24 protein-coding genes and 1 riboswitch are annotated in these 26,738 nt (G+C 32.9%); of the genes, 16 read left to right on the top strand and 8 right to left on the bottom strand.

Annotated features, from left to right (window positions below; translation table 11 throughout):
- The first annotated feature begins 10 nt into the window (after positions 1–10).
- A complete protein-coding gene (locus ACYSNX_RS06525) occupies positions 11–934 on the top strand; it encodes a phospholipase A (RefSeq protein ID WP_461753873.1) in 924 nt (307 codons plus the stop codon).
- Positions 935–1,008: 74 nt separating this feature from the next.
- Here ACYSNX_RS06525 and ACYSNX_RS06530 read toward each other — a convergent pair whose 3' ends face one another.
- Both ACYSNX_RS06530 and hemN read right to left on the bottom strand, forming a co-directional pair.
- Positions 1,009–1,212, bottom strand: a complete 204-nt coding sequence (locus tag ACYSNX_RS06530) for a hypothetical protein (RefSeq protein WP_461753874.1) — start codon at positions 1,210–1,212, stop codon at positions 1,009–1,011.
- Between the two features lie 11 nt (positions 1,213–1,223).
- Positions 1,224–2,579 (bottom strand): oxygen-independent coproporphyrinogen III oxidase, encoded by a 1,356-nt coding sequence (hemN, locus tag ACYSNX_RS06535; RefSeq protein WP_461753875.1) that lies wholly within the window; start codon positions 2,577–2,579, stop codon positions 1,224–1,226.
- Positions 2,580–2,677: 98 nt separating this feature from the next.
- On the opposite strand from hemN, the gene ACYSNX_RS06540 reads away from it, so the two are divergent.
- The 4 genes from ACYSNX_RS06540 (at position 2,678) to ACYSNX_RS06555 (ending at position 7,359) form a co-directional block, all read left to right on the top strand.
- Positions 2,678–3,049 carry a rhodanese-like domain-containing protein gene (locus ACYSNX_RS06540; protein ID WP_461753876.1) on the top strand — a complete coding sequence of 124 codons (372 nt, stop codon included), beginning with the start codon at positions 2,678–2,680 and terminating at the stop codon, positions 3,047–3,049.
- 110 nt (positions 3,050–3,159) lie between these two features.
- Positions 3,160–3,447 (top strand): DUF4834 family protein, encoded by a 288-nt coding sequence (locus tag ACYSNX_RS06545; RefSeq protein ID WP_461753877.1) that lies wholly within the window; start codon positions 3,160–3,162, stop codon positions 3,445–3,447.
- Positions 3,448–3,645: 198 nt separating this feature from the next.
- Positions 3,646–6,069, top strand: coding sequence for a YfhO family protein (locus tag ACYSNX_RS06550; protein ID WP_461753878.1), 2,424 nt, complete (start codon positions 3,646–3,648; stop codon positions 6,067–6,069).
- Positions 6,070–7,359 (top strand): glycosyltransferase family 4 protein, encoded by a 1,290-nt coding sequence (locus tag ACYSNX_RS06555; protein ID WP_461753879.1) that lies wholly within the window; start codon positions 6,070–6,072, stop codon positions 7,357–7,359. It begins immediately after the preceding gene.
- 189 nt (positions 7,360–7,548) lie between these two features.
- Here the strand turns inward: ACYSNX_RS06555 and uvrA are convergent, their stop codons facing one another.
- Positions 7,549–10,362 (bottom strand): excinuclease ABC subunit UvrA, encoded by a 2,814-nt coding sequence (uvrA, locus tag ACYSNX_RS06560; RefSeq protein WP_461753880.1) that lies wholly within the window; start codon positions 10,360–10,362, stop codon positions 7,549–7,551.
- Between the two features lie 443 nt (positions 10,363–10,805).
- On the opposite strand from uvrA, the gene ACYSNX_RS06565 reads away from it, so the two are divergent.
- Positions 10,806–11,393, top strand: a complete 588-nt coding sequence (locus ACYSNX_RS06565) for an RNA polymerase sigma factor (RefSeq protein WP_461753881.1) — start codon at positions 10,806–10,808, stop codon at positions 11,391–11,393.
- 252 nt (positions 11,394–11,645) lie between these two features.
- On the opposite strand, the gene ACYSNX_RS06570 is transcribed toward ACYSNX_RS06565, so the two are convergent.
- Positions 11,646–12,320 carry an endonuclease III domain-containing protein gene (locus tag ACYSNX_RS06570; protein ID WP_461753882.1) on the bottom strand — a complete coding sequence of 225 codons (675 nt, stop codon included), beginning with the start codon at positions 12,318–12,320 and terminating at the stop codon, positions 11,646–11,648.
- A 209-nt stretch (positions 12,321–12,529) separates the two neighbouring features.
- On the opposite strand from ACYSNX_RS06570, the gene ACYSNX_RS06575 reads away from it, so the two are divergent.
- The gene (locus ACYSNX_RS06575; protein ID WP_461753883.1) at positions 12,530–13,924 is read left to right on the top strand and encodes a serine hydrolase; all 1,395 of its coding nucleotides are present in this window, start codon (positions 12,530–12,532) and stop codon (positions 13,922–13,924) included.
- Between the two features lie 93 nt (positions 13,925–14,017).
- Here the strand turns inward: ACYSNX_RS06575 and ACYSNX_RS06580 are convergent, their stop codons facing one another.
- Positions 14,018–14,107: a 30S ribosomal protein THX gene (locus ACYSNX_RS06580; RefSeq protein ID WP_461753884.1), complete on the bottom strand. Its 90-nt coding sequence runs from the start codon at positions 14,105–14,107 to the stop codon at positions 14,018–14,020.
- 247 nt (positions 14,108–14,354) lie between these two features.
- On the opposite strand from ACYSNX_RS06580, the gene bcp reads away from it, so the two are divergent.
- From bcp to ACYSNX_RS06605, 5 genes are all read left to right on the top strand, one after another.
- On the top strand, positions 14,355–14,813 hold the full coding sequence (gene bcp / locus ACYSNX_RS06585) for a thioredoxin-dependent thiol peroxidase (protein WP_461753885.1): 459 nt from the start codon (positions 14,355–14,357) through the stop codon (positions 14,811–14,813).
- 112 nt (positions 14,814–14,925) lie between these two features.
- The gene (locus tag ACYSNX_RS06590; protein WP_461753886.1) at positions 14,926–15,900 is read left to right on the top strand and encodes a DUF2157 domain-containing protein; all 975 of its coding nucleotides are present in this window, start codon (positions 14,926–14,928) and stop codon (positions 15,898–15,900) included.
- Positions 15,890–16,975, top strand: a complete 1,086-nt coding sequence (locus ACYSNX_RS06595) for a DUF4401 domain-containing protein (protein ID WP_461753887.1) — start codon at positions 15,890–15,892, stop codon at positions 16,973–16,975. The genes ACYSNX_RS06590 and ACYSNX_RS06595 overlap by 11 nt, the downstream gene beginning before the upstream one ends.
- Positions 16,965–17,462, top strand: coding sequence for a GDYXXLXY domain-containing protein (locus ACYSNX_RS06600; RefSeq protein ID WP_461753888.1), 498 nt, complete (start codon positions 16,965–16,967; stop codon positions 17,460–17,462). Before ACYSNX_RS06595 ends, ACYSNX_RS06600 begins: the two co-directional genes overlap by 11 nt.
- 68 nt (positions 17,463–17,530) lie before the next feature.
- Positions 17,531–19,327: an ABC transporter ATP-binding protein gene (locus ACYSNX_RS06605; protein ID WP_461753889.1), complete on the top strand. Its 1,797-nt coding sequence runs from the start codon at positions 17,531–17,533 to the stop codon at positions 19,325–19,327.
- A 74-nt stretch (positions 19,328–19,401) separates the two neighbouring features.
- Here the strand turns inward: ACYSNX_RS06605 and ACYSNX_RS06610 are convergent, their stop codons facing one another.
- Positions 19,402–19,899 carry a hypothetical protein gene (locus tag ACYSNX_RS06610; protein ID WP_461753890.1) on the bottom strand — a complete coding sequence of 166 codons (498 nt, stop codon included), beginning with the start codon at positions 19,897–19,899 and terminating at the stop codon, positions 19,402–19,404.
- Positions 19,900–20,041: 142 nt separating this feature from the next.
- Positions 20,042–20,154: riboswitch (SAM-I-IV-variant riboswitch) on the top strand.
- Positions 20,155–20,221: 67 nt separating this feature from the next.
- Between ACYSNX_RS06610 and ACYSNX_RS06615 the strand changes: the two genes are divergently transcribed.
- The 3 genes from ACYSNX_RS06615 (at position 20,222) to ACYSNX_RS06625 (ending at position 23,252) form a co-directional block, all read left to right on the top strand.
- On the top strand, positions 20,222–21,514 hold the full coding sequence (locus ACYSNX_RS06615; protein WP_461753891.1) for a Na+/H+ antiporter NhaC family protein: 1,293 nt from the start codon (positions 20,222–20,224) through the stop codon (positions 21,512–21,514).
- A 70-nt stretch (positions 21,515–21,584) separates the two neighbouring features.
- Positions 21,585–22,331 (top strand): 3-oxoacyl-[acyl-carrier-protein] reductase, encoded by a 747-nt coding sequence (gene fabG / locus ACYSNX_RS06620; protein ID WP_461753892.1) that lies wholly within the window; start codon positions 21,585–21,587, stop codon positions 22,329–22,331.
- Positions 22,332–22,961: 630 nt separating this feature from the next.
- Entirely contained in the window at positions 22,962–23,252 is a 291-nt protein-coding gene (locus ACYSNX_RS06625; RefSeq protein ID WP_461753893.1) for a hypothetical protein, read from the top strand.
- Positions 23,253–23,508: 256 nt separating this feature from the next.
- Here ACYSNX_RS06625 and ACYSNX_RS06630 read toward each other — a convergent pair whose 3' ends face one another.
- Together ACYSNX_RS06630 and ACYSNX_RS06635 are read right to left on the bottom strand one after the other, a co-directional pair.
- Positions 23,509–24,378 (bottom strand): DUF6048 family protein, encoded by an 870-nt coding sequence (locus tag ACYSNX_RS06630; protein WP_461753894.1) that lies wholly within the window; start codon positions 24,376–24,378, stop codon positions 23,509–23,511.
- The gene (locus ACYSNX_RS06635) at positions 24,332–24,850 is read right to left on the bottom strand and encodes a DUF6452 family protein (protein WP_461753895.1); all 519 of its coding nucleotides are present in this window, start codon (positions 24,848–24,850) and stop codon (positions 24,332–24,334) included. Before ACYSNX_RS06635 ends, ACYSNX_RS06630 begins: the two co-directional genes overlap by 47 nt.
- Positions 24,851–25,105: 255 nt before the next feature.
- Between ACYSNX_RS06635 and ACYSNX_RS06640 the strand changes: the two genes are divergently transcribed.
- The gene (locus ACYSNX_RS06640; RefSeq protein WP_461753896.1) at positions 25,106–26,230 is read left to right on the top strand and encodes a retropepsin-like aspartic protease; all 1,125 of its coding nucleotides are present in this window, start codon (positions 25,106–25,108) and stop codon (positions 26,228–26,230) included.
- The last annotated feature ends 508 nt before the right edge of the window (positions 26,231–26,738 follow it).

Raw genomic sequence — 26,738 nt, forward strand, 5'->3', positions numbered from 1 at the left:
TCTATATAGCATGAGAAAATCTTTAAAAAGAGCTTTGTTTTTACTAGGAATTAGTAGTTGTATTTTCGGTTTAAGGGCCAATGCTCAAAATACCGCAGATAATCTATTTGATAACCAAGAAAACAAGTATTCTCTATCGGAGCGTTGGGAATTGGGAAAAGATAGTCAAAAAAGTACTTTTACAATAACCCCTTATAAGCCTATTTATATTCTTCCGGGTAGATGGAATAATAGACCTAATGATAAGCCAACGAGTCTAAACCCGGAGAATAATAGTAAAACAGCTTTGCCTTTTCAGCCTTGGGAGTTAAAGTTTCAGTTGAGTTTTAAAACTAAAGTAGCTCAGGGTTTAATTTTTGGTAAAGGAGACATATGGTTAGCTTTTACCCAGACAGCTAATTGGCAGGCTTATAACGAGCCTATTTCAAGGCCTTTTAGAGAGCTAAATTACGAACCAGAGATCATCTTCAACTATCCTATTAACTGGAGTATTGGAAACTTTAATATTGTTATGGCTGGTGTTGGTTTTAATCACCAAAGTAATGGTAAGAGTCTACCAGAATCTAGAAGTTGGAATAGAGTTATTTTCCAACTTGGGATGGAATATGAGAACTGGAGCTTTGTAGCAAAGCCTTGGTTTAGATTAAAGGAAAAAAAGCAAAATGACGATAATCCTAAAATTTCTGACTATATAGGTAGAGCAGAGCTTTTAAGTGTTTATAGTTTTAAAGGAAATGTACTTAGTTTGATGATACGCAGTAATATGCGTTTTAATTCACACTATAAAGGTTATATGGAATTTACATGGGCTTATCCTATTAAAGACAATTTGAAGTTATATTTCACTGCTAGTAATGGTTATGGTGATGCTCTTATAGATTACAATTGGAGTCAAACTAATTTAGGTATAGGAATCTCTTTAATAGAGTGGTAAAAATTCTACACATGAGATTAATTTACTGTGATATAAAAAAAGACTTGTTTTACAAATAGTAAAACAAGTCTTTTTTACTTAGAAGTGTTTTTCTTTTCTAAGTCTTGCTTTTTAGCTGCAATCTTTAAACTAATGCCTAGGTAGACTATAAATATAAAAAAACCTATAAAAGAAAGCCAATTAGCCTGTAAGGACCACATGTCTGTAGTGTCGAAGTTGAAAATACCATAGACAAGAATTGTTAGTACTATGTAGGTAATAATTTTTTGAAATTTCATTAGAGTATATTTTAAATAGTCATGGAAAATAGTTGTCTATCAGGTTTTTGCTCTTGTAATCTAAGATCAAAAGCCATACAGATATTACGTATAAAAGGCCTACCTTTTTGGGTAACACTTATTTTATGTTGTTCTACCTTTACAAGGTCATCTTGGATTAATTCTTGTAAGTTTTCTAAAATAGTATTTACCTTAATATGACAGGCGTCTTTTGTTAAATCTGTTTCTAAGTTACACATTAAATTTAATATATGTTCTCGAATAATTAGATCTTCTTGATTTAAAATATGTCCTTTTACCACAGGAAGTACATTGTTTTCTAATAATGCATAGTATTGTTTTAGGTCTTTTGTGTTTTGAGCAAATCCAAACCAGCTATCACTAATTGCTGACACACCTAAACCTATCATTAATTGAGTGGATTGAAGGGTATAGCCCATAAAGTTACGGTGTAATTCACCTTTGCACAAAGCTTTGTATAAGGGGTCTGTCTTCAAAGCAAAATGATCCATTCCAATTTCCATATAGCCATTTTTTATTAAAAGATCTTTGCCTAATTCATATAGCTGTTGCTTTTGCATGCCCTTAGGAATATCTTGAATATCAAAACCTCTTTGCCCATTTCCTTTAACCCAAGGTACATGAGCATAGGAATAAAAAGCTATTCTATCGGGTAAAAGACTATAGGTTTTCTCTACGGTATCCACAATGTTATTCTTTGCTTGTAATGGTAAACCATAGATTAGATCATGAGAGATAGAAGTGTAGCCTATTTCTTTGGCCCACAAAGTCACTTTTGCAACATCGTGAAAGTTTTGTTTTCTGTGTATAGCGGATTGTATCTTAGGATCGTAATCTTGTACTCCAAAACTCACTCTTTTAAAACCAATGTCATAGAGTTTTTGCAAGTGCTCTTTTGTGGTATTTACTGGGTGACCTTCAAAGCTAAATTCATAGTCTATAGCCTTTGTAGCTGTTTTAAAAATCTCTTTTATTAAATAAACCAGATGCTCTGCACTGAAAAAGGTTGGAGTTCCTCCGCCTAAATGGATTTCCTTGATAATTGGTTTTTCTGGTAGTATATCACAGTATAGTTGCCATTCTTTTAAAAGTGCATTTATATAAGGGATTTCTTTGTTGTGCTGGGTGGTAATATATTTATGACATCCACAAAAAGTGCACAGACTTTCAGAAAAAGGCAGATGAATATATAGGCTAATACCTAAATTAGTATTACTTTGCTTAAAGCTAGTTTTACAACTTTCAAGCCAACTAGTATAATGAAAAGAATCTGCATCCCAGTAAGGAACACTGGGATAACTGGTGTATCTTGGTCCCGGAATATTGTATTTTTGTATTAAAGACATCTTCTTATTAGTTATATTTACAACAAAAATAACAGAAGATTACCGTAATTTTAATGATAAATATCATCTAACTAATCTATATAAATATGAAAAACAGAATGAAACAAATTTTACTCGCTATAGCATTAACTAATTTTAACATATTAGTTAGTTTTGCCCAAAGTCCAAAAGAGGGACATTTATTAGATAAAACTCATTTTCAACATGCTATCGCGCAAAATGATATTCAATTGGTAGACGTGAGAACTTCAGAAGAATTCGAGCAAGGAAGCATTGATGGGGCCCAAAACATAGATTTCTTACAAAAAGACTTTTTGGACAATATTAGTAATTTGGATAAAGATAAGGCGGTATATATCTTTTGTAAGAGTGGAAAAAGAAGCGCAAATGCCAGAAAAAAATTACTAGAAAATGGTTTTACAAAAGTATACGAACTAGATGGGGGGGTTTTACAATGGCAAGAAAAATAAGTTAATAAGCTAGGAAATACTGAGGAACACTCTTGTTTTTATCAATATTTTAAGATTTTACTATCTGATAAAAACAAAATATTTACTATTTTTGAAAAAAAACAAACGATATGGATACAGCATCTTTTACAGGATTTATAAAAACTCTGTGTATAATTGTTTTAGTGTACTACGGTTTTAAGTTCGCTATGCGTTATCTATTACCACTACTATTAATTAAAGTAGCGAAAAAGGCTGGTGAGAACTTTCAACAAAAGCAACAACAATACTATCAACAAAATAATTCTTATTCAACCAATACAACTAACCAAAACTATACTAATGAAACCAAAGAGGTTTTTAGGAGTAAGAAAGTAGTTGGAGAGTATATAGAATTTGAGGAAATTGATACTAAATAACACTAGATAATAAGCAACAAAAGGGTTACAGTGAGCTGTAATCCTTTTTTTCTACAATAAAGTTCTCTACAAAGGGAGGTTTCTTTGTTTAAAAAAGGGGAATCGCTTTTTTAGAGGGAAAAAATCACGATACTAATTACTCTCTTGATTATAATTACTTATTTTAGCCTATTATAAAATTTAATGCTAAAAAATAAAATGAGCAGTTATAAGAAGTTTTTACCCCACCTACTAGTTTTAGTGGGATTTGTGTTTATTTCTTTGGGTTATTTTTCTCCTGTTTTAAAAGGGAAGGTAATTTACCAATCCGATATTGTACAGTATACAGGAATGGCCAAAGAGCAAATAGAGTTTAGGCTCAATAATCAAAGTGAGCCTTATTGGACCAATAGCGCTTTTGGTGGGATGCCTACTTATCAATTGGGAGCTAAATATCCCTACAATTTTATCAAAGATATAGATAGTGCTTTACGATTTTTACCCCGTCCAGCAGATTATCTTTTTTTATACTTCATAGGGTTTTATGTTTTACTTATTAGTTTAAGAGTAAGTGCTTTACGAGCATTTATTGGAGCGTTAGCCTTTGGTTTTTCTACTTACCTTATTATAATATTGGGAGTAGGGCATAATGCCAAAGCACATGCAATTGCTTATATGCCCATGGTACTTGCTGGGGTTTTACTAATTTGGCAAAAACGCTTTATAGTCGGAGGTATCTTAACGGGATTTGCAGCAGCTTTAGAAATTGGTGCCAATCACTTTCAGATGACCTATTACTTACTACTTTTACTCTTAGTGGTTTGCATTTATTACACTGTTATCTATATCAAAGAAAAGAACTATAAATCTCTTTTAAGTGTTTATGGTATTTTAGCACTTACTGCTATTTTAAGTATTGGTGCAAATGCTACTAACTTATTGGCAACGGCTGAATATGCTAAGTTCTCTACAAGAGGAAAGAGTGAACTAACTAGTATAGATGGTCAAAGTACTACAGCTGGTTCCTCTCTAAGCTATGATTATATCACTGAGTATAGTTATGGAATATTTGAGAGTTTAAACCTATTAGTACCTCGATTAACAGGAGGAGCTAATAATGAATCTTTATCTACAGACTCTAATGTTGGCGATTTTTTAAAAGGTATAGGGGCAAATAGCCAAGAAGTTGCAGGATTTGTTGAAAACGTACCTACATATTGGGGAGATCAACCTATAGTTGCTGCTCCAGCTTATATTGGTGCTGTGGTGGCATTTCTATTTGTTTTAGCTTGCTTTGTAGAAAAAAGACGAGTTAAATATGTATTTATTATAGGAGCCTTACTTTCTCTATTATTGTCTTGGGGTAAGAACTTTAGCCTTTTAACAGATTTCTTTATTAATTGGGTGCCTTTATATAATAAGTTCAGAGCAGTATCTTCCATTCAAGTTATTTTAGAAATTTGTATGCCAGCCTTGGCTATTTTAGGACTATATAGTTTTACTACTGTCTCCAAAGAAAAGCAAATCAAATCGTTACTTTATAGTGCTTATATCTTTATAGGTATTTTTGTATTTTTATTTATTGCACAATCTACTTTGACTTTCACAGGTTTAAATGATCCCTATTATACTCAAGCTTATGGCGAAATAGGACCTGGCTTAGTTAGGGCTATCACCCAAGATAGAAAGCAAATGTATCAAGCAGACCTTTTTAGAAGTATATTTTTAATAGGAGCCACTTTTGGGGTACTATTCTTATTTAGTAAAGGTAAATTAAAACAAACTATTGCCCTGGTAGTTCTAGGAGCTTTGATGGTTTTAGATTTAGTATTGGTTGATAAAAAGTATGTCAATGAGGATAACTTTGTAAACAAATCTCAAATGAGTGCTCCTTTTGGCTTAACTGCTGCAGATAAACAAATCCTAAGTGACCCAAGTATTTTTAGAGTATATGAGATTGATGCCGGTTTGAATAGTGCTAGAAGTAGCTATTTCCATCAAGCGATCAATGGTTACCATGCTGCAAAACCACGAAGAATACAACAATTAATGGATAATAATTTATTGAGTAACAATATACAAGTACTCAATATGTTCAATGTTAAGTATCTTTTAGCAAGCAATGAAGACCGCCAACTTGTTCATATGCAAAATGACCAGGCAAATGGTAATGCATGGTTTGTAGAAAAGATTGATTTTGTGCAAGATGCTAATGCTCAAATTGCAGCTCTACATACCCAAAATACCAAAACCACTGCTACAGTGGATCGTTCTGCATTTAAAGATTTAGCTTTACAGGATGTCTATAAGGTAGATTCTATTGGAAGTAATATCCTATTAATGGATTATGCCCCTAATAAATTAACCTATAAAAGTAACAATCCAAATAATGGAGTAGGGGTTTTCTCTGAAATGTATTACCCTAATGGATGGAGAGCTACTATTGATGGAAAACCTGTGGAAATTTTTAGTGTGAATTATGTATTAAGAGCTTTGGAAATACCTTCTGGAGAGCATGAAATTATTTTCACCTTCGAACCACAAGTCATTAAAACTGGAAGTTATATTGCTTTAGTAAGTTTTATTGTAATGGTGATTTTAAGTATAGGAGCAATTGTTTATTCCAAAAAACAACAAAAATAAATGAAACAAAAAGTTTTAATTATTTCTTATTATTGGCCTCCCGCAGGAGGCCCAGGAGTACAACGATGGTTAAAATTTGTCAAGTATTTGCCAGATTTTAATTATCAACCAGTGGTATATATTCCTTCAAATCCTACTTATGCTATGGTAGATAACCATATGGAACAAGATCTAGGAAAGGATGTTACTATAATCAAAAATAAAATTTCTGAACCCTATAAATTGGCTAAATTATTTTGGCCTACACAAAGTAGTACTCTAAGTGCTGGTATGATTCCAAGTATTAGGAAACAAACCAAGACAGATAAGTTTTTATTGGCCATAAGAGGGAACTTTTTTATTCCAGATGCAAGGATAGGATGGGTAGACACATCTGTTGAATTTTTGAAAGAATATCTGTCAAAAAATACAGATGTTACAAAAGTTATTACAACAGGTCCTCCTCATAGTATGCATCTAATTGGTCTGGCACTAAAACAAGAGCTTAATATCAAGTGGGTTGCGGATTTTAGAGATCCATGGACCACCATTGGTTATCATAAAGATCTTAAATTGATGTGGTATGCCAAGTACAAACATATTAAAATGGAACGGAAAGTCCTTGAAAATGCCGATCATATTTTGGTTACTAGTCAAGGAACAAAAAGGGAGTTTTCTCAAAAGACAAAACGCCCAATAACAGTGATTACCAATGGTTATGATACCATTCATACTGGAAAAGTAGAATTAGACAAGAAGTTTACTTTAGCTCATGTGGGATCTTTTTTATCAGACAGAAATCCTAGAGTCCTTTGGAAGGCTCTTGCTGAATTGTGTAAAGAAAACCCAAGCTTTAAAGAGAACTTTGAATTGAAATTAATAGGCAAAGTATCCCAAGATATATTTGATACCATTAAAGAATTTGGTTTAGATACCTCTATGAGTTATATGGGCTATTTAAGTCATTTACAAGCTTATAAGCAAATGAAGGCCTCCCAGGTTCTTCTTTTAGTAGAAATTGACTCAGAGAACACAAAATGCATTATTCCTGGTAAAATCTTTGAATACATGGCAAGTGAACGTCCTATTTTGGCTATTGGGCCAGAGGAGTCTGATTTTTTTGATATTATCCTTTCTACAAATACAGGTAAAGTTTCCTTGTATAGTGAAAAGGACCAAATAAAGGAGATTCTTTTAGATTATTTTGAAAAATACCAAAATAACCAATTGTATTCTCATGCTATGGGACTACAGTATTATAGTAGAAAGAAATTGACTCAGGCTTTAAGTACGGTTTTAAATAAGCTCTAAAGTAATAAGGTAAGCGAACACAATAAAAAAGAGGCTATCTCATAAAGGTTACCTAGCTGTCATTCAGGAGTAAATTATTAGGTATAATTTATATTTCAGATTAAATAATTAAATTATACTAAGTAAAGCACGATATTTATTAAGTAAAAAAGGGGCTGTCTTCAATTGTGAGACAACCCCTTTTTTATTTTAAACTAATTTCTCTTTTAAGTATTTTCCTGTTTGCGAATCTTTGTTTTGTGCAAGCTGCTCAGGAGTGCCGAAACCTACTAAATTTCCACCGTTTTCTCCACCCTCTGGACCAATGTCAATAATGTAGTCAGCACATTTAATAAGGTCTAAATTATGCTCGATAACTACAATGGAGTGTCCTTTATCGATTAAAGCATTAAAAGATTTTAAAAGTTTACTTATATCGTGAAAATGTAATCCAGTTGTTGGCTCATCAAATACAAAAAGCATCTTTTCTCTGGTATTACCAGCTAATAAAAAGGAAGCTAATTTGATTCTTTGAGCTTCCCCACCACTTAAAGTGGAAGAAGACTGACCTAATTGTACATATCCTAACCCTACATCTTGCAGGGCTTGAAGCTTTTGAGAAATTTTAATTTGTTCATGCTTTTTGAAAAACTCAACACCTTGATCTATAGTCATTCGTAAAATGTCATCGATGTTTTTAGACTCAAAGTTAACTTCTAAAATTTCCTTTTTAAAGCGCTTTCCTTGACAAGTTTCACATGGTAGGTGAACATCTGCCATAAACTGCATCTCAACCGTTACGCTTCCTTCTCCTTTACAAGTTTCACATCTACCTCCATCTACGTTGAAAGAGAAGTGCTTAGGCTGGTAATTGCGCAATTTAGATAGCTGTTGTTTGGAATATAGATCCCTAATATCATCGTAGGCTTTAATATAAGTAACAGGGTTACTTCTTGAGCTTCTACCAATTGGATTCTGGTCCACATATTCCACTTGTTTTATTACAGAAAAGTCTCCTTTAATTTCAGTGAATTGCCCAGGTTTGTCTCCAGTTGCACTTAATTTTTTCTGAAGTGCAGGAACCAATATCTTTTTAACCAATGTACTTTTACCACTACCTGATACACCAGTAACAACCGTTAGGCATTCCAATGGAAAGGTTACATCGATATTTTTTAGGTTATTTTCTCTAGCGCCGATTACTTCAATACTATGGGAATAACTACGTCTGTGTTTAGGTAATTCTATGGACAATTTTCCATTTAAATATTGAGCAGTTAACGAATCTTGCTTTAATATTTCTTGATAGGTTCCTTGTGCTACTAACTCTCCACCGTGTGTACCAGCTTCAGGACCAATATCAATGATTTGATCTGCTTCACTCATAATGTCCTGGTCATGCTCTACCACAATTACAGTGTTTCCTAAGGCCTTTAACTCCTTTAGCACATCAATTAACTTTTCAGTATCCTTAGGGTGAAGCCCAATACTTGGCTCGTCCAATATATACATGGATCCAACTAGGCTACTACCTAAAGAAGTGGCTAAATTAATACGTTGGGACTCTCCACCACTTAGGGTAGAAGAGTTTCTATTGATAGTTAAGTAATCTAATCCAACATTAGTCAAAAATTCCAAACGGCTATTGATCTCAATTAGTAATCGCTTTGCTATTTGCTTTTCGTAATTATTTAAAGTTAAGGTCTCAAAAAATATTTTTAAGTGCTTAATAGGTAAATCTACTAGCTCGCTTATTGTTTTACCCCCAATTTTGACATAGTTGGCCTCTTGTCTAAGTCGTTTTCCTTTACAAGTAGGACATTTGGTCTTACCTCTATATCGAGACAGTAAGACGCGGTTTTGTATTTTATAGTTTTTTTGTTCTAATTCTGCAAAAAAATCATTTAAACCTGTAAAGTAAGAATTTCCTTCCCAAAGTAAATCCTGTTGCTCTTTAGTAAGCTCAAAAATTGGCTTATGAATAGGGAAATCAAACTTATAAGCTGTATTAACAAGCTGATCTTTGAATTTACTTAAAGACTCTCCTCTCCAAGGGAAGATAGCATTTTCATAAACAGATAAACCTGTATTTGGGATAACTAATTCTTGATCAATACCAATAATACTTCCATAGCCATCACAACTTGGACATGCTCCATAAGGGTTGTTAAAGCTAAAAAGGTGTACATTAGGCTCTAAGAAGGTAATGCCATCTAATTCAAATTTATTGCTAAATTCAAATGTTTTATTACTACTAATCTCATGTAGTACACAATTTCCCTTTCCTTCAAAAAAAGCAATTTGTACACTATCTCCTAAACGCTCATAAAATTCCATCTCTTTTGAAATAACCAATCTGTCCACAACTAAGAATATTTCTTGACTTGGAATGGCTTGAATTTGCTCAGGTCTGTTTTCTTGTAAAAATTGGTCTAAACGGTGAGCTCTATTATTGACTAATATACGAGCAAAACCTTGCTGAAGTAGAATATTTAAATGTTGATCCAATAAGCGGCCATCCTGTAAAAGGACAGGAGCTAAAAGCATCCATTTCGATCCTTCTTGTTGCTTTTTAACAAAATCCAGTACATCAGTAACTGTATCTTTTTTTACCAATTGTCCACTAATTGGAGAATAAGTAAGACCTATACGTGCAAACAAAAGCTTGATATAATCATAGATTTCGGTAGAAGTTCCCACAGTACTTCGCGCATTAGTGGTATTTACTTTTTGTTCAATAGCAATAGCAGGAGCAATTCCTTTGATATATTCTACTTTAGGTTTATCAATACGACCTAAGAATTGTCTAGCATAAGCAGATAAACTCTCCACATACCTTCTTTGTCCTTCTGCATAAAGTGTGTCAAAAGCCAAGGAGGATTTACCCGAACCTGATAATCCTGTTATTACAATTAATTGGTTTCTAGGAATTACAACATCTAAATTTTTTAAATTATGTAATTGAGCTCCTTTTATGATAATATTTTTTTTGGGATCTATTTTGGATAAGTCGATTTTGTTCATAGCGATGAAAAAAGTTGAATAAACAAAGATAATGCTTTCTTTCTGTGTTTTATAACTAAGGAGCCAATACTTTTAAGGCTTAAGCCCATAAGATAGGCTTGTTATAGTAGTAAAAGTACTAAAAGAGTCCATTGTAATTTATTTATTAAACTTATTTAACAAATAAAAGCATATTAATTTGTTTTTTAACATAATTATATAGAGATTGTGTTAGTTTTAAAACATTAAAATATTTAAACGATAGTGTTTTTGTGGATTTGTGGTAAGATGTATAGGTAGTTTTGTAAAAATTACAAGTAAAAAAGAGGAGTTGGGATTTTTTGATATTTTTTGTTTTATTTAACAATTAATCCTATATTTGCCTTATAAACCTAAATATACAAGTGCCTATTCAACAAAATTACTTTTAGTTCAAAAAATATTGCTTCTTAAAAGAAATTGTTATGGGATATAGTGATACTCCAGACGCCAAGCTTATTAGTTTATATATAGCTGGTGCAGAAAGTGCGTTAGAAATCTTGATTAAAAGACATCAAGCAAAAATATACGGGTTTATCTTTTCAAAGGTTTCTGATGCAGATCTTGCTGACGACATTTTTCAAGATACTTTTATCAAAGTTATTCATACTCTTAAGGGTGGAAGATATAATGAGGAAGGGAAATTTCTTCCTTGGGTAATTCGCATTGCTCATAATTTGGTAATGGACCATTACAGAAAACAAAAACGTACTACCATTTTAAATGATTCTCCAGAAATGCCTCTATTTGCCTTCTTAAGGGATACAGGGGATTCCATGGAAGGTAGATTAATAAAAGAGCAAATAGAGAAAGATATACAATTTTTAATCCAAGAATTACCTAACGATCAAAAACAGGTTATTTTTATGCGCATCTACCAAGACTTAAGTTTCAAAGAGATAGCCGAGCAAACAGATGTAAGTATTAATACTGCACTAGGTCGTATGAGATATGCCTTACTGAACTTGAGAAAATTAATTCAAGATAAAAACATTGTATTAACCGAGCAATAAAAGGATGCAAGGCGGCGTTATAAAGCAAACACCTTAAACTTCCTTGCATGAAAAACATCTACAAAGACCTTTATGTGAAATTTTCTTTGCCAAGAAAAAAGACTATTGAGAATCTTTTGATTTATTCCAAAAACCTTTCTGTACTAGGATTAAACGCAGAAAATTTCACAAAAAATTCACTGACGGAAGAAAATTAATTTTCTAGCAGCAGTTATATAAGCTCTAAATACAGTTAATTTAGAGCTTATTTTTTTACTTCTTTTTTGCTTTAGCTTCTATTTTTTTATAGTAGTCATTCAATACCGTTTTTCTACCTATTACGCTTGTAATGATGTCTAACTCTAAATTCCAGCCTCTAGCCGGGCTGTATTGTCTACCGTACCATACCATTTGTAAATGTAGGTCAATCCATTTATCTTCTGGAAATAGTCTTTTTGCATCTTTTTCACTTTGCTCTACGCTTTTGCCATTGGATAAATTCCATCTGTATAACAAACGATGTATATGGGTGTCTACAGGAAAGGCAGGTACCGCAAAGGCTTGTGCCATTACTACAGAGGCAGTTTTATGTCCAACACCTGGAAAAGTTTCCAGAGCTTCTAAATCACAAGGAACTTCTCCTTGATATTTGTCAATTAGGATTTGAGAAAGGCCATGTATGCCTTTACTTTTCATTGGAGAAAGACCACAAGGACGTATGATGTCCTGAATTTCCTCTACACTTAACTTTACCATATCATAGGGATTATCTGCTTTTGCAAATAAAATAGGGGTTATTTTATTTACTCTCTCATCGGTGCATTGAGCAGATAATAACACAGCTATAAGTAAAGTATAAGGATCTTTATGGTCTAAAGGCACAGGTATTTCAGGATATAAGGCTTCTAAGGTTTCGATTACAAATTGAACTTTTTGTGCTTTTGTCATTATAAGTTTATTTTCAAGCGAAGATACCTAAAATATATAGTAATTAAAATCTATTTACTTACCTTGTGCTTGACATGGAGCCCTTGTTTAGGTGACTGTTTTTTTTCTAAAAAGACAGTTGTTCTTAAATATTGTGGTCCTTTGTGTTAAAAAGGAACGTATATTACTATAAAGGTAATATTTTTATCAAAAAGTTAAGTCAATATAGAATGAGTAAATGGAGAGTTTTAGCCTTATGTATAGGGCTTTTGATAGGACAAACTGGTTTTTCAATACAAAAGCCTGGCGATCCTATGGAAAAATTTTATAGTTATTTTAAGCAAAGCGATTTTTCAGGATTCTATCAAGATTACTCCGATGATTTACAAGCAGATGTAACACAAGTTCAAAGTGAGAAGTTTATAGAAAATCTTCAAGCTACTTTCGGACAAATCACAAGTTATAGTTCTATAGTATGGAGTAATTCACCCACTAAAATGTATGAGGTACAATTTAGTGAAGGAGACACTTTTATATTTGGGTTCAGAGAGAATGCAAAAGGCCAGGTGGATTACTTTCAAATTTTCACCCTTCCAAGTATGCAGGGGCAGCAAAAATTTTTACAAGCTGATATGTCAAGCATTGTCTCACAAAGTCTAGATTCTTTGAGTGTAAATACAAAGGTTGCTATTGGGCTAATTGATGGGGGGCAAATTCAGAGTTTTCAACTTACTAACAAAAAAGGGCAACTTGTTTTTTCTGAGGACAATGCAGAGATTTTTCCTATTCTAAATCTAAGTGATGTATTTACCAATACATTATTAGCAAAGGATATACAAAGCAAAAATATAAGTCTTGGTAAAATGGCAAATGATTATTTTGATTTTCCCTTTAATGACAATTTAGAATTAAACCTTGTTGCTTTAAGTAATCAAATTACAGGCCTACCAGCTTTGCCTGATGCTATTTTTAAGCAAAACAACGAAGATAGTAATAAATTGGGGCGTTTTTCAAAAGAAGATCTAGAGCGTTATTTAAAAGATTTTGTACATAGTGATACGGCAAACTCTAAAGTCTATTCTTATTTAAATGGGGCTATCATCGCTCAGGTATTACAAAATTACCATCAAAAAGAATATAGTGAATTACTTCAAGAGTCTATTTTAACTCCGTATGGTATGAACCAGACCTTTGTTGGTGTTCCCAAAAAGAAAAAAAAGCTAGTAGGTAACTTAGATGATAGGGCTTTTATAGCTTTACAAGAAAAGGATGCTTTTATTCCAAGTGTTGGTCTTTACTCTACGGTAGGGGATTTAAGTAAGTTTATCGCCCAGCAATTCGATAAGAATAATGCTACCTTAGCTTTTAGCCGTAAACCAACTGCAATTATTTCTAGTTCCATTTTATCAAGTATAGCTTGGAAGGTAGAACAGACCTATTACAATGAAAATTATATCTATTTCAACACAGGACTATCTTCTTCCTTTGTCAATATGATGGTCTTTGATCCTATTGCTCAAAAAGGAGTGGTTATATTATCTAATGCACATACAGAAACTGAGCAAGAACAGTTGTTTTCACTTGCTAATGCTTTGATGATGAAATTGCTTTACACTTCCTCTTAAATAGAAGAGTTTATAAAATAGCATAGTATTAACTAAAAAAGGCTTCAAGACAATATTTATCTTGAAGCCTTTTTTAGCTTTATGCTCTTAGCCCTAAGAAGTTTTCTGTTTTCTTGGGCGCTTTACTCCGTAACTTTTATTAATAATTTTACCTCGTCTTGTTTTAAGATCTCCTTTTCCCATAATTGTATGAATTTAAAATTAAACATGTATACTATAGTGAGGGTTCACTACAATCCAAGCCTAAGAGCTCGATAACAGCAATATACAAAAAATAAAATACTAAATCAAAATTGTTAATTCTCTATCTGGAATATTATTAAGCTTATTTATGCTAAATAACAACAAAACAACATTTTTTTAGTCTACAACAAAGCAATAGGACAATAAAAATAAAGTATATTTACAGTAATTCAAAAAAGATAAAAGAATGACTACTTTACAAATAGGGGATAAGGCTCCTGATTTTAAAGCCTTAGATCAAAATGGTGTTGTAAGAGAATTAAGCCAATATAAAGGAAAAAAATTGGTGGTGTTTTTCTATCCAAAAGCTAGTACACCAGGATGTACTGCGGAGGTTTGTAACTTAAGAGACAATTATAGCGAATTGGAAAAACAAGACTATTCACTTCTAGGGGTGAGTGCAGACTCTGCCGAGAGACAGCAAAAATTCATAGATAAAAACAATCTGCCTTTTGATCTAATTGCAGATGAAGATCACCATGTTTTAAATGCCTTTGGAGTATGGGGACCTAAGAAATTTATGGGTAGAACCTATGATGGTATACACCGTACTACTTTTGTAATCGATCAAAATGGTATTATTACAGATATAATCACAAAGGTAAAAACCAAAGATCACGCAGCTCAAATTCTACAAGGTCTTTAATTAATCCTAAAACATCTAGGTGCACCCATCTAGATGTTTTAACCATAGTTTATACAGAAAATAGCTAGTAAAAATTCTGTTTTAAATACATCCACTATAAATATTGAAGGAAATGAAAGCTAAAAATACAGTTAGTACGCCTGTTAGTGAACTAGACTATAGCCAAAGTACTAGTTCAGAGTCAGCCTCTTTTTTGCAGAGGTCTATTTTACAAGGTAGTATGCGTTGGGAGGCTTTTTTTAATTATTTTCTTTTAGTCGGCTTTGTTGGTTTTTTTTGCTCAGGAGTAGTTTTCTTTTTTGGTTTTAATTGGCAAGAGCTTGCTATTGGTTATAAATATGGTATTATTTTATTGGCTATATTCACAGGAGTCTATGTCTATGTATTTACAAAACTAAATGACTTAGTGAAGGATTGTAGCCTTTTAAGTAGTAGTATTTTAATAGGGGTACTCTTTGCTGTATTTGGTCAGTATTACCATCTGCAACCCGATAGTTATTTGCTTTTCACGCTGTGGGCTTTAGCTATTTTACCATGGACGCTAATAAGTGGTTTTGCTCTGCAGTGGATTCTATTGGGAATTTTGACTAATGTTTCTTTATATCTGTTTGCCGATCAACAAAGTTGGGGTATAAGATGGTTAGATGCCCTAAATAGTAGTACTATTATGTGTTTGAGTAATTCTTTGTTTTATGGCTTGTATTATTTGCAAAGTAAAGCGTGCAAAAAAGCAATGACTTTTTATGTAGACAATTTGTTGTGCGCTATTGTTACTTTAGATGCCTTATATACGCTAAACACAGTGATATTAGAGGGTTTTAGTAATGGACCTAGGGATTTTGTGGAACTTATAATTGGCTTGGCATGGCTTTGCTTTTTATGTATGTCTTCTTTGAAAAATAAGAGTAGCGTAAAGTATAGTTTATTTGTAATTGGTGGCTTAGTTTCTGTTTTTTGTATAGTGGTTAAAGTAGTTGACTTAAGTGATTTAAACTACCTGATCTATGGAGTATACTGGATATTGGCGGCGGTATTTAGCCATAAAATTATTTCTAATCGCATAACAAAGTGGCAGAATGGAGAATAATGAGACGAAGGAGGTATCTTACTTTACCAAAGAGGATGTAGTAAATCAAAATTTTGATACGAGTAATACTACTGTAAAAACAGCGAATAATTCTGTTTTAAGCCAATTGTTTTATGCAATTGCAGGGCTTATTGGTTTTTTGTTTTTAGGATTGTTTATAACTATCTTAGTACTAGAGGTTCAGCCAATTGCTGTGTTTTTGGGGATTATTTCAATAGTGTGTTTTGCCTTGACTCTGCATGTAGAAAGATTAAAGAGAAAAGGATTTTTTTCTCAGAATTCCTTTATGCTTTACTTAGGTGGCTTTTTATATGGGGTAATAAGTTATTGGTTGTTCTTTGAAGTTTCCTCTGATTTGGATACATGGTGTTTTCCTGTTATTATTATATCTATATTAACATGGGTACTTGTAAAATCAAGGATGGCATTGTATTTTTCGCTTTTTAGCTTTTACTTGGCTGTTTTCTTTTTGTTTATGTTTCATCACCATACCTCTTTTGTGGTAATCTTTTTAATGCTATTAGTATCCGTGGTTTTTTTCCTTAGCTTTTATACCCAAACTATTTATGGTTATTTAGGTAACTTACAGGAGTACTTTTCCATTTTTTATAATACAAGTTTATATTTTGCCTTGGCTTGTAGTTTTGTAATTAGTGTAGACTCTTGGGGGATAGGATTTACTATGGCTCCTTGGTTAAACTACCTTTTAGTTGGTTTTTATATAGTAATTAATCTTCTGTCGTTAAAGAAAATATATAGTTATACACAAGGTCTTAGTCTTGTTTTTTTTATCTATTTTGCAATTTTAACTTCTGGGTTAATTTTAGGGTTAAACCATTATGGGTTCTACAATTTTTCGATATGCTATTTATTTATTTTATGTAGTTACAATCTTAAGTTTAAGATGCAATGGATATTTTGCTCTATTGCAATGGTATTGAATTTAGGGGTGTATTACTATAATTTAGATATTACACTTCTTCAAAAAAGTATGCTTTTAATGCTTAGCGGGATTCTAATGCTAGGATGTTATATCGTTTTCAAAAAATTTAAGACAAACAGGTATGAAAAATAAAACAGCAAAAGTCATTATTGTTTGTACTTTACTTTTAATTATAGGGGTGTTTTTTTGGGTAGCTAATCAAAAACAGTCTATCATTGACAAAGGAGAGTTAGTACTTTTAGAATTAGCACCACAGGACCCACGTTCTTTAATGCAAGGAGATTATATGACTTTATATTATACATTATACAATGAGATTTCTATGGAAAAACTAGATTTACCACAACAGGGTTACCTTATCTTAGAACTAGATTCTTTAAAAGTAGGAAAATTGGTGAATTCTAGTGCTCTTTTAGAAAACTCTTCCCCAGGCCAAGTCCTAATTAAGTATAAGAAAAACAAATGGGGCAGAGTAGTACTATCAGCAGACTACTTTTATTTTCAAGAAACTAAAGCGGATATATATGAGAATGCCCAATATGCAGCTCTTAAAGTAGATAGTAAGGGAAATTGCATAATCGTAGGATTATATGACAAAGCGGTAAAACCCATTCTTTAAAGAGAGCAGGTGATAAATTTGAGGACTATATTTTAATTGAATCTAGTTAAAAGTAGTATCTTTGTCCTATGCGATTAAAAACTATTCTTACGGAGATAAAACCATTTGTAAAGCCTTATAAATACTTGGTTTTAGCTACTTTTTTATTAACTATCATCGGTTCTTTTGTAGTGCAAATCAATGCCTTTGTCATTGGATATATGGTGGATAGTTTAACCTTAGTTATTGAAAAAAGGGAGTCTTTACAATGGGGGTTTAAAGTTCTACTCATCGGAAGTATTATACTTTTAGTTAAAGAAGTTATCAACGCCTTTATTCAATTTGGTCAAAGGTTTTTTGGAGAAAAATTGCGTATTTTCATTTCCAGAGATATCTCCCAAGAGGTTGTGGAGAAGATTTTATCTTATAAAATGGCTTTTTATAGCGATCCAAGTAATGATAGCGGTAAGCTACAAACTAGGATAGATCAGGGTATTAGTAGTATAACTAGATTAATACAAAATTTCTTTATTGATATTCTTCCTTTGTTTTTAAATGCTTTTGTTGCACTTGTGATTATGTATAATTCCAATTGGAAAATAGGGTTAGTTAGTAGCTTAATTATTCCTGTTTACTTTTATATTTCACAATTGCAAGCTAGCAAACTAAAAGGGTTTAGAAGAAAAATGAGAAGTTATAGGGAAAATAAAAACAATAGCATTATCTCTTTAATTAACTCTATTGTTGTAATAAAAAGCTTTGTGAGAGAGCCCCTAGAGGCCCAAAGACATAAAAAGATCCAATACGACATGACCCAAAACCAATTGCACACTAGAAAAACAAGTTTTCTATTTGATGCAAGTAAGGGATTTGTGGAGCAAATCGGACTAGTTGTTATTGTCTTAATGAGTTGCTATTTTGTTTTAGAAGGACAAATGGGAGTAGGGGCAATTATGTTTCAAGTATTGCTTTTTAATAACGTAACAGCCCCAATAAGACAGCTGCACCGTATTTATGATGATGTGAATGATGCTATGATCTACAGTGAGGGTTTCTTTGATATTTTAAAACAAGATAATCAAAAGGAGCAAAGTGGCTCTTATATTGCCAGTGATATAAAAGGTAGGATTCAATTAAAACAAGTCTGCTTTGATTACCCTAATAAAACCCAAGCTCTTAAGGATGTTAATATGGAGATTCTTCCAGGTAAGACCACTGCTTTAGTTGGCTTAAGTGGAGCCGGTAAAAGTACAGTACTTAGTCTTTTGGATAAATTTTATCAGCCTAAATCTGGAGAAATTCTTTTGGATGGAGTGGACTTGGTAAAATACGATACTAAAGAGCTTCGCAAGCACATTGGAATAGTACAGCAGAAAAACCATATCTTCCAAGGAAGTATTCAAGAGAATATTGCCTATGGTAATCCAAAGGCTAGTTTGGAACAAGTTATACAAGCTGCTAAAAAAGCCTCTATACATCAGCAAATTATGGAGTTAAACGATGGTTATCAAAGTGATGCAAGAATGCTCTCGGGAGGACAGCAGCAACGTATTGCTATAGCTAGATTGTTTTTGAAAGACCCTGCAATCTTGTTTTTAGATGAACCAACTGCAAGTCTAGATGCTATTGCAACTCAGAATATTAAAAACAGTTTAGATGCCATTAGAAAGGATAGAACTGTTATTATTGTTTCTCATAGTATATCTCAAATTATTGATGCAGATCAAATTATTGTTATGCAAAAAGGTAGGGTAGTACAAAGCGGTTTACACCAAGATTTAATTAAACAAACCGACCAGGCTTATTTTGAGATATTCTCTGCTATGGCCAATAGTTTAAACATAGAAAAGATAAGTCAAAGTATGATCTTAGAGACTGTCAAGTAAGTATAAAAAAAGCATTTTTCCATTGGAAAGATGCTTTTTTATGTAAAGGTGTTATAGTTAAAAAAAAAAGAGTCTTAGAATCTGTAGCGTACTGCCAATCCTAAATCAAAATGTAAACCATCACGGTAAGAGTCATTTAAATAGATCTCTGGGCGTAAATCTAAAGCAATTTGTAAAGGAAAATCAAAGTTGTATTCAATTCCAACGTCTCCTGTTAAAAGCACGAATGTTCCGTTGTCTGAATATCTTTTACCTCCACTGGATTTGCTGTAGTTCCAAGTACCAACTGCGGCACCAGGACCAGCATACCAATTAAAACCTTTGTCAATATTCCAAACCCACTGGTAAATACCAGTTAATTTAAAAGCATTAACATCGTGTCTGTCTTTCCAACCAAAGCCTAACTCTAACCTGTTATTAGCATGTAGTTTTCTTTGGTAGGAGATTTCCGTACCTAATCCACTATTGGATCCAAAGCGTAACCCTATAGCATTCTTTGCAGATTTCTGTGCCAAAGCTGAACCGCTTATTCCTAAGCATAAAAGTGCAGCAAAAATGTGTGACTTCTTCATTGTTTTTAACTATTTATTATGGGTCAAAGCTAGGAATAATCTGCCCGCATTAAAAGTTAAAGTTTTTGCCAAAATTTAGTAATCTATCCCATAAAGCAGAAATAGGGTTTGTCTATATGGAAAAAATAAATATCTTTGCCCTATCTATTATCCAGAATTCCCAATGTACCTATGGTGCCAAGGGGGATAGCAACCTGCAACAACAAGCAAGGTGCTACAAAATGATAAGCCAGAAATGGAAACAACGTTGAATCTCTATTAAAAAAGACAATAACTTTGTTTTCACTGTGGCTTTTTAATTAATTTTTAATTTTTAGTACAGATGTCAGAAAACAAATTCTACTCTTTTATTCCATTTTTTATCTTTGTCGCGATTTTTCTAGGAGCGGGAATCCTTCTAGATGATTTTTATAAATTTCCAGCACCAGTTGCCATGTGTTTTGGAATCATCGCTGCATTTATAATGTACTACAAAACTAGTACAGAGAATAAAATCGTTGCTCTAATGCAGGGTTGCGGGGATAGTAGAATTATCACCATGTGTATTATTTATTTGTTGGCTGGTGCTTTTGCAGGAGTTACCTCTGCTATAGGTGGAGTAGATATGATGGTAAATATTGGACTTAGTTTTATTCCAGTGGAATACTTAGCATTGGGAATATTTGTAATTGCTTGCTTTTTATCGCTTTCTATTGGTACCTCTGTGGGGAGCGTGGTTGCTTTAGGGCCTATCGTAGTTGCTTTAGCACAAAAAACCGATATTTCTATGGGCCTTTTATGTGGATCCTTATTGGGAGGGTCTATGTTTGGGGATAACTTATCTATTATTTCAGATACCACTATTACAGCTACTCAAACCATTGGATGTAATATGAAAGATAAGTTTAAAGCAAACTTAAAATATGCATTACCAGCTGCTTTAATCACTCTTGTGCTTCTATTTTTCCTTGGAGACTCAAGTAAAGAAATTATTTTAGACTTGGATCCAGTACATAATTACTGGGTTATCTTACCTTATATAGCTATTATCGTATTGGCTCTTTTAGGAGTACAGGTATTTATAGCTTTAGTTCTTGGAATTCTAATGGCTGGAGTTATAGGTTTGGTGCAATTAAATTTTGACTTCATAGGGCTTGTTGGTCATATTTATCAAGGGTTTACTTCTATGACAGAAATCTTTTTGTTATCTATGTTAACCGGTGGTCTAGCTGCTTTAGTTGAACAACAAGGTGGAATTAAATGGCTATTGGCTTTAATGCATAAGAAAATAAAAAGCGCTAAAAGTGCTGAATATGGTATCGCTCTTTTAGTTACTAGCATCAATTTATGTATGGCCAATAATACAGTTGCTATTTTAACAGCAGGAGGCTTATCTAGAGATATTACGGATACTTATAAATTAAATCGTCCAGACGTTGCTTCTATTTTGGATATTTTTGCTTGTGTAGTACAGGGGATTATCCCTTATGGTGCTCAAGTTTTAATTCTATTGAGCTTTTCTCAAGGACAGTTGGATTATTTGGAGTTGCTTTCAAATACGTTTTACGTTGGTGTTTTATTGGTAATTACGAGCCTTTATATGTTGTTTGTTAAAAAATATCCTCAAACAAAGTAAAATACAGTGTAAGACAAATACAAAATGTTTATATTTGCTTTTGGTTCAAAAAATAAAATTGAATTTTAAGATGAAATTATTAGAAGGTAAAATAGCTATTGTTACAGGTGCAACAAGAGGTATTGGAAGAGGTATAGCACTGGCATTTGCTGAACAAGGTGCAGATGTTGCATTTACTTATAGTTCTTCACAAAGTGCAGCTGTGGAGCTAGAACAAGAATTAATTGCTTTAGGAGTAAAAGCAAAAGGATATCAATCTAATGCAGCTGATTTTGATGCAGCACAAGAATTAGTAGAGCAAATTCTTAAGGAATTTGGGAATATTGATATTCTTGTAAACAATGCTGGAATTACAAAAGATAACTTACTTATGCGTATGAGTGAGGCTGATTTCGACCAAGTAATTCAGGTGAATTTGAAATCTGTGTTTAATATGACAAAAGCAGTACAACGTACTATGTTGAAAAATAGAAGAGGTTCTATTATTAACATGAGTTCTGTTGTAGGTGTTAAAGGAAATGCAGGACAAGCGAATTACGCAGCATCCAAAGCTGGAGTAATTGGTTTCTCAAAAAGTATTGCTCTTGAGTTGGGGTCAAGAAACATTCGTTGTAATGTTATTGCCCCTGGGTTTATTGAAACAGAAATGACTGCAAAACTATCTCCAGAGGTAGTAAAAGGATGGACAGATGCAATTCCACTTAAACGCGGAGGTAGTCCAAAAGATATTGCAGATGCTTGTGTGTTTTTAGCAAGTGATATGTCTTTGTATATTTCAGGACAGGTCCTAAACGTATGTGGAGGAATGTTAACCTAATATAGGGTACACCATACAAACTTGGTAATAAACCTATTTATATAACCATATATTAAGCGCCTTATTAGTAATTTCTTTTGCTAATAAGGCGCTTTTTTTACTTGACAATTTCCACTTAAAAACGTTGCGTCTCAAAGCATTATATAGATATAATCTAGAGAAATATGATGAACAGATAAATAAGTTAGGTATAGGTCTTTTTTAAAAGGTAAACCTCAGTAAAACTAGGCTAAATCCAGTTATATTAGCTAAAGTATAGTTTTTAGGTAGATAAAAGTGCCTAAAGTGTTTTTTTAGCGTTGCTTCCTATTCTAAAGAACAGAGGAGTTTAGGGGTATTAATTAGGAGACTTTTGATTATTTTACTACATTCAAGTTAGTTAAAAAATAGGGGCAATACAGTATTTCCTCCCCTTATAGTATAGCGCTAAAGTAAGTCCTAACTATAAAAACGCTCTTATTTATGCAACAAGAATCGCTTTACGGCCTAACCAAAGATTTCTCTATTGAAAGGTGCCATTGTATACAAAATGATACTTCCTCCATTTAAGAAGTGAATTAATAAAACCCATACTGGTAAAAAGCTCTATGGAGGAGATTACCATTTAGTTTTAGAACCTACCCATAAAGTGTGTTTTATTCAACTAAGTTATTATGTGGGGCTATTAGTAAAGAAGTAGTAGGTCATAAGCTTGCAAAGCATTGGGGTATAGATATACAACCAAATGTAGCTATTCCTTATACTATTATAATAGCTATAGACTTAAGCTGTTTTACTAAAAATTACATTCTTAAGGCTTGTGATTTGCAAATAGGACAAAGTAAAGCCGTAGAGGTGTTAACTATTGATCCCAGAGATGCTGGTTTTTATCTGGATAAACCTACTTACCATAGAACTAGTTCAGCTAGCTACTTGATGTAAGTAATTCCTCATGAACCTTGTGTTGGTATAGAGCAGGGGTAAAATGGCTTTATCAAGAAGTTTGGAGATAAATACGTGTAAATACCACAATAAAAAGAGACTATCTTATAAAGGTTATTTCGCTGTCAATCAGAAGTAATGTATTAGGTATAGTTTATATTTCAGATTAAATAATTGAATTATACTAAGTAAAATACGATTTTTATTAAACAAAAAAAGGCTGTCTTCAAGTGTGAGACAGCCCCTTTTATCTTTCTTATTTATTTAGTTGTTTTTTATTGCTATTGATATATTGGATTTCTTGGGCTTGAATATCCTCACCTTGCAAATCATCTAAAACAGAAGATTCTGATTCAGGTATAGGTTTTATTTTCTTTTTATAGAAAGGAATAAAATAGGTGATAGTATAATTGAATCCTACCCCAATAGATCCGCTGTATTTTTGATTAAAGCCAGGAATAAATAAATTTTCAAAATCTTCCGGTTGTTTTTGAGTTAAAAGACCATTTAATCTCAAAGTGAATCCCATGAAAAAGTTATTAAATACTCTAGTTTGAATTCCCGTTACAAATTCTACCCATTGAGCAGATAACCCATTTTGTTTTCTATCTGGGTAAATCTTTTGGCTCGGGAAGTAAGGGTCTGTAGTATATATTTGGTACCAATTTAGAGTTTGTGAAAAATTGCTGACTCCATATCTGAATCCAATAAATATTTCATCCTCTGCATTTAACCAGTTTTCATATAAATTGAAATTGGCCCCAACTTTAATAAAGCTTCCTTTTGCAGTAAAGCCATAAGTGTGCTTATTTCTTTCCATGCGATCGTTTCCTATTTCGGCTGCTAAATACCAATTTTTAGTCAAGCGGTAATCTCCCACTAGCTCAAAACCTTTGTAGGATTTATCATACATAGAACGCGTAAGTCTGAATAAATCTGCTCCTATTCTAAGACCATAGCGTTGAGGAGCATCAAAACTTTGTTGCTGTTTTGGCTGATCTATTGGTAGGATTTCCTCCTGGGTTTGTATAATAACTTCTTGAGCACTTAAAATGGAACAAGCCAATAATAAAGAAAGACTAATAAAATATTTTAAAGTGTGCTTGTTGTTGATCAGTAATTTCATTGGTTTGTGTTTGATATTGTTTAATCCAATTGCCTTTAGTATTGTTTTGCTTGCCATTTAACAATGGGGAACTTCCATCTTGATTTAAGAAGAAATGAGAAACATACCCACAAGCTTTATTTAAGAAGAAGGTCTCTACTCTATAGGAAAAAGTAAGGGTGTCTTTTCTTACTTCTAATGCTTGTGATGTTCTATCTATGGATTCTAATACCCAGGTGGTTTGTTGTTGGTCTAAACGAAACGGCAGGATAATCTTATTGCTAGTACTTTGAATAACATGATCCACCTCACCAATGGCGTAGGCTTTAACGATTCCGTTGTTTGGAATTTCTTGATCTAAATAATCATAGAACTCCACAATTAAATTAGGTGTTGTTGGCTCGTCTTCAGAGCAAATATCATCTTTTTCACAACCACTAAGCACTAGAGTGCTCACCGTTAAGGTAAAAGCGGCGATTAATAATTTTCTCATGTATATTAATTATCTCCCTATTGGATTTAAAGTGTCAAAAATACTAAAACAAATTCGATATGCCTTAAAAAATTACCCAACAAAAGTCTTAATGTTTAATTGTTTACCTAGCTTATTTTGTTTTACTGTAAATGCGGATCTATAAATTTGATTCAAATGGAAGTAATTTGTTAAAATCAGGCGCTTATAGTCTTAAAATATACTAGTAATGTATATTTATGTTTTACATTAGGGTGAAATATTAGATGATTTAGTATGTTTTTTATAAAAAAAATGTGGCTGTTGTTTGTGCTACTTCCTTTATTGTCTGTTGCCCAGCGTATTGAAATACCTTATGACGATCAAGCAGGGTGGATGCTTATAAAATTAAAGGTAAATGATCAAGATATGAATTTTATCTTCGATACAGGATGGGATGGCATTGCAATAAGAAAGAGTTTATTGCAAGAATATCAAACTAGTAGTCAGATAAATGCCGTGGATGCCAATAATGTAGTACAAGAGGTAGAGACTCTAAAAGTAAAAAGCATCAAGGTAGGGAATTATACTTTTTTCAACCTACATTTTACCAATTTAGAGGACTTTCCAATGTTAGAGGATCCAATTTTTGATTGCTATAAAATTGATGGTATTCTAGGAAATTCTATCTACAGGGATAGGGTTTTAGAAATAGATCCTATTGCTAAAAAAATTATATTACAAGATCCTTCAAAGGAACTAATGGATAAATTAATAGACAATGGGTTTATGGCCATCAATAATGCCAATAGAACCCAGCAAAATAGAATTGTTCTGCCAATGAACTTAGCAGGAGGTAGGGTGGATATGTTGTTTGATACTGGGGATACCGGTTATCTGTCTCTTGGAGTTAATAAAGAAATAGTGTCTTTTTTATCCGATCAAAAGTTCAATAAATATTTAAGTGTTGGAAGCATAGGAGCTTTCGGTATTGATGATAAACTTGCCCAAAGCTTTATTGCCTCAGATTTACAGGTAGGCTTAGGCTCATTGGTTATGGAAAACCAAGAGGTTACCTTTATGGCTAATAATTTTGTTAGCCAAGTGGGGGTTGAGTTTATTAAGCAATTTCACCTTGTGTATCTTCCTTCAATAAATAGAGTGTATTTAAAAAGACTAACTCATTTACCAAAGTCTGTTTCAACTTTAGAGCGTATTGGGTTTGGTATTGCTTTTTACGATGGCTATTATACCATTGCTGGTATAGGGGAAGGCCAACAAGATTACCAATTGGGAGATATTGTTTTAGCTATTAATGGAATCCCTTTAGCGGAACTTTGTAATTATAGAATGTATCTTCGTTCTTTAAAACAAAGGCCTGTAATTACCCTTTTTAGGAATGGTCAAGAATTAGAAATCTAGCTCGATTAATGCTATAATATAAAAAAGTGCTTATGGACCTGAGTTCATAAGCACTTTTTTAGTGTGCCCAGCATGGGTAGTAACTCTAGGGTGTAAGTCCCGAACACGCCTTTACAACGGGAAGTGTTAGCCAAATGCAAGGGTGTCCATCGCAAGGTGGAATCTGAAGGAAGCGCTAGGCAAACCCTTGACCTGACGAACAGAAACTATATCAGGCTCAATAATATCGGATAAGGTTGCTAAACAAACTGAAGTCCAAAGTTGTACGGAGATATTTAGGGTAAATATAGCAGGTATATGAGGGGAAAGTTACTGTTCTTACCTGGGGAGGTCTTACAGACATAGGAAAGTTTTTTTTTACAGAACTATGGATAACAATTGCTGTAAGAAGTCAGCAGAAGTCATAGTAGGTATGGATACAAGCTTGGCAATACCAAGAAGTCTTACGAAATACTGAAGGACTGAACTTAATTTAAATGAGTAGTAAATGAATGTTACCTAATGAAGG

It is taken from the genome of Myroides sp. LJL115 (genome assembly GCF_054871665.1).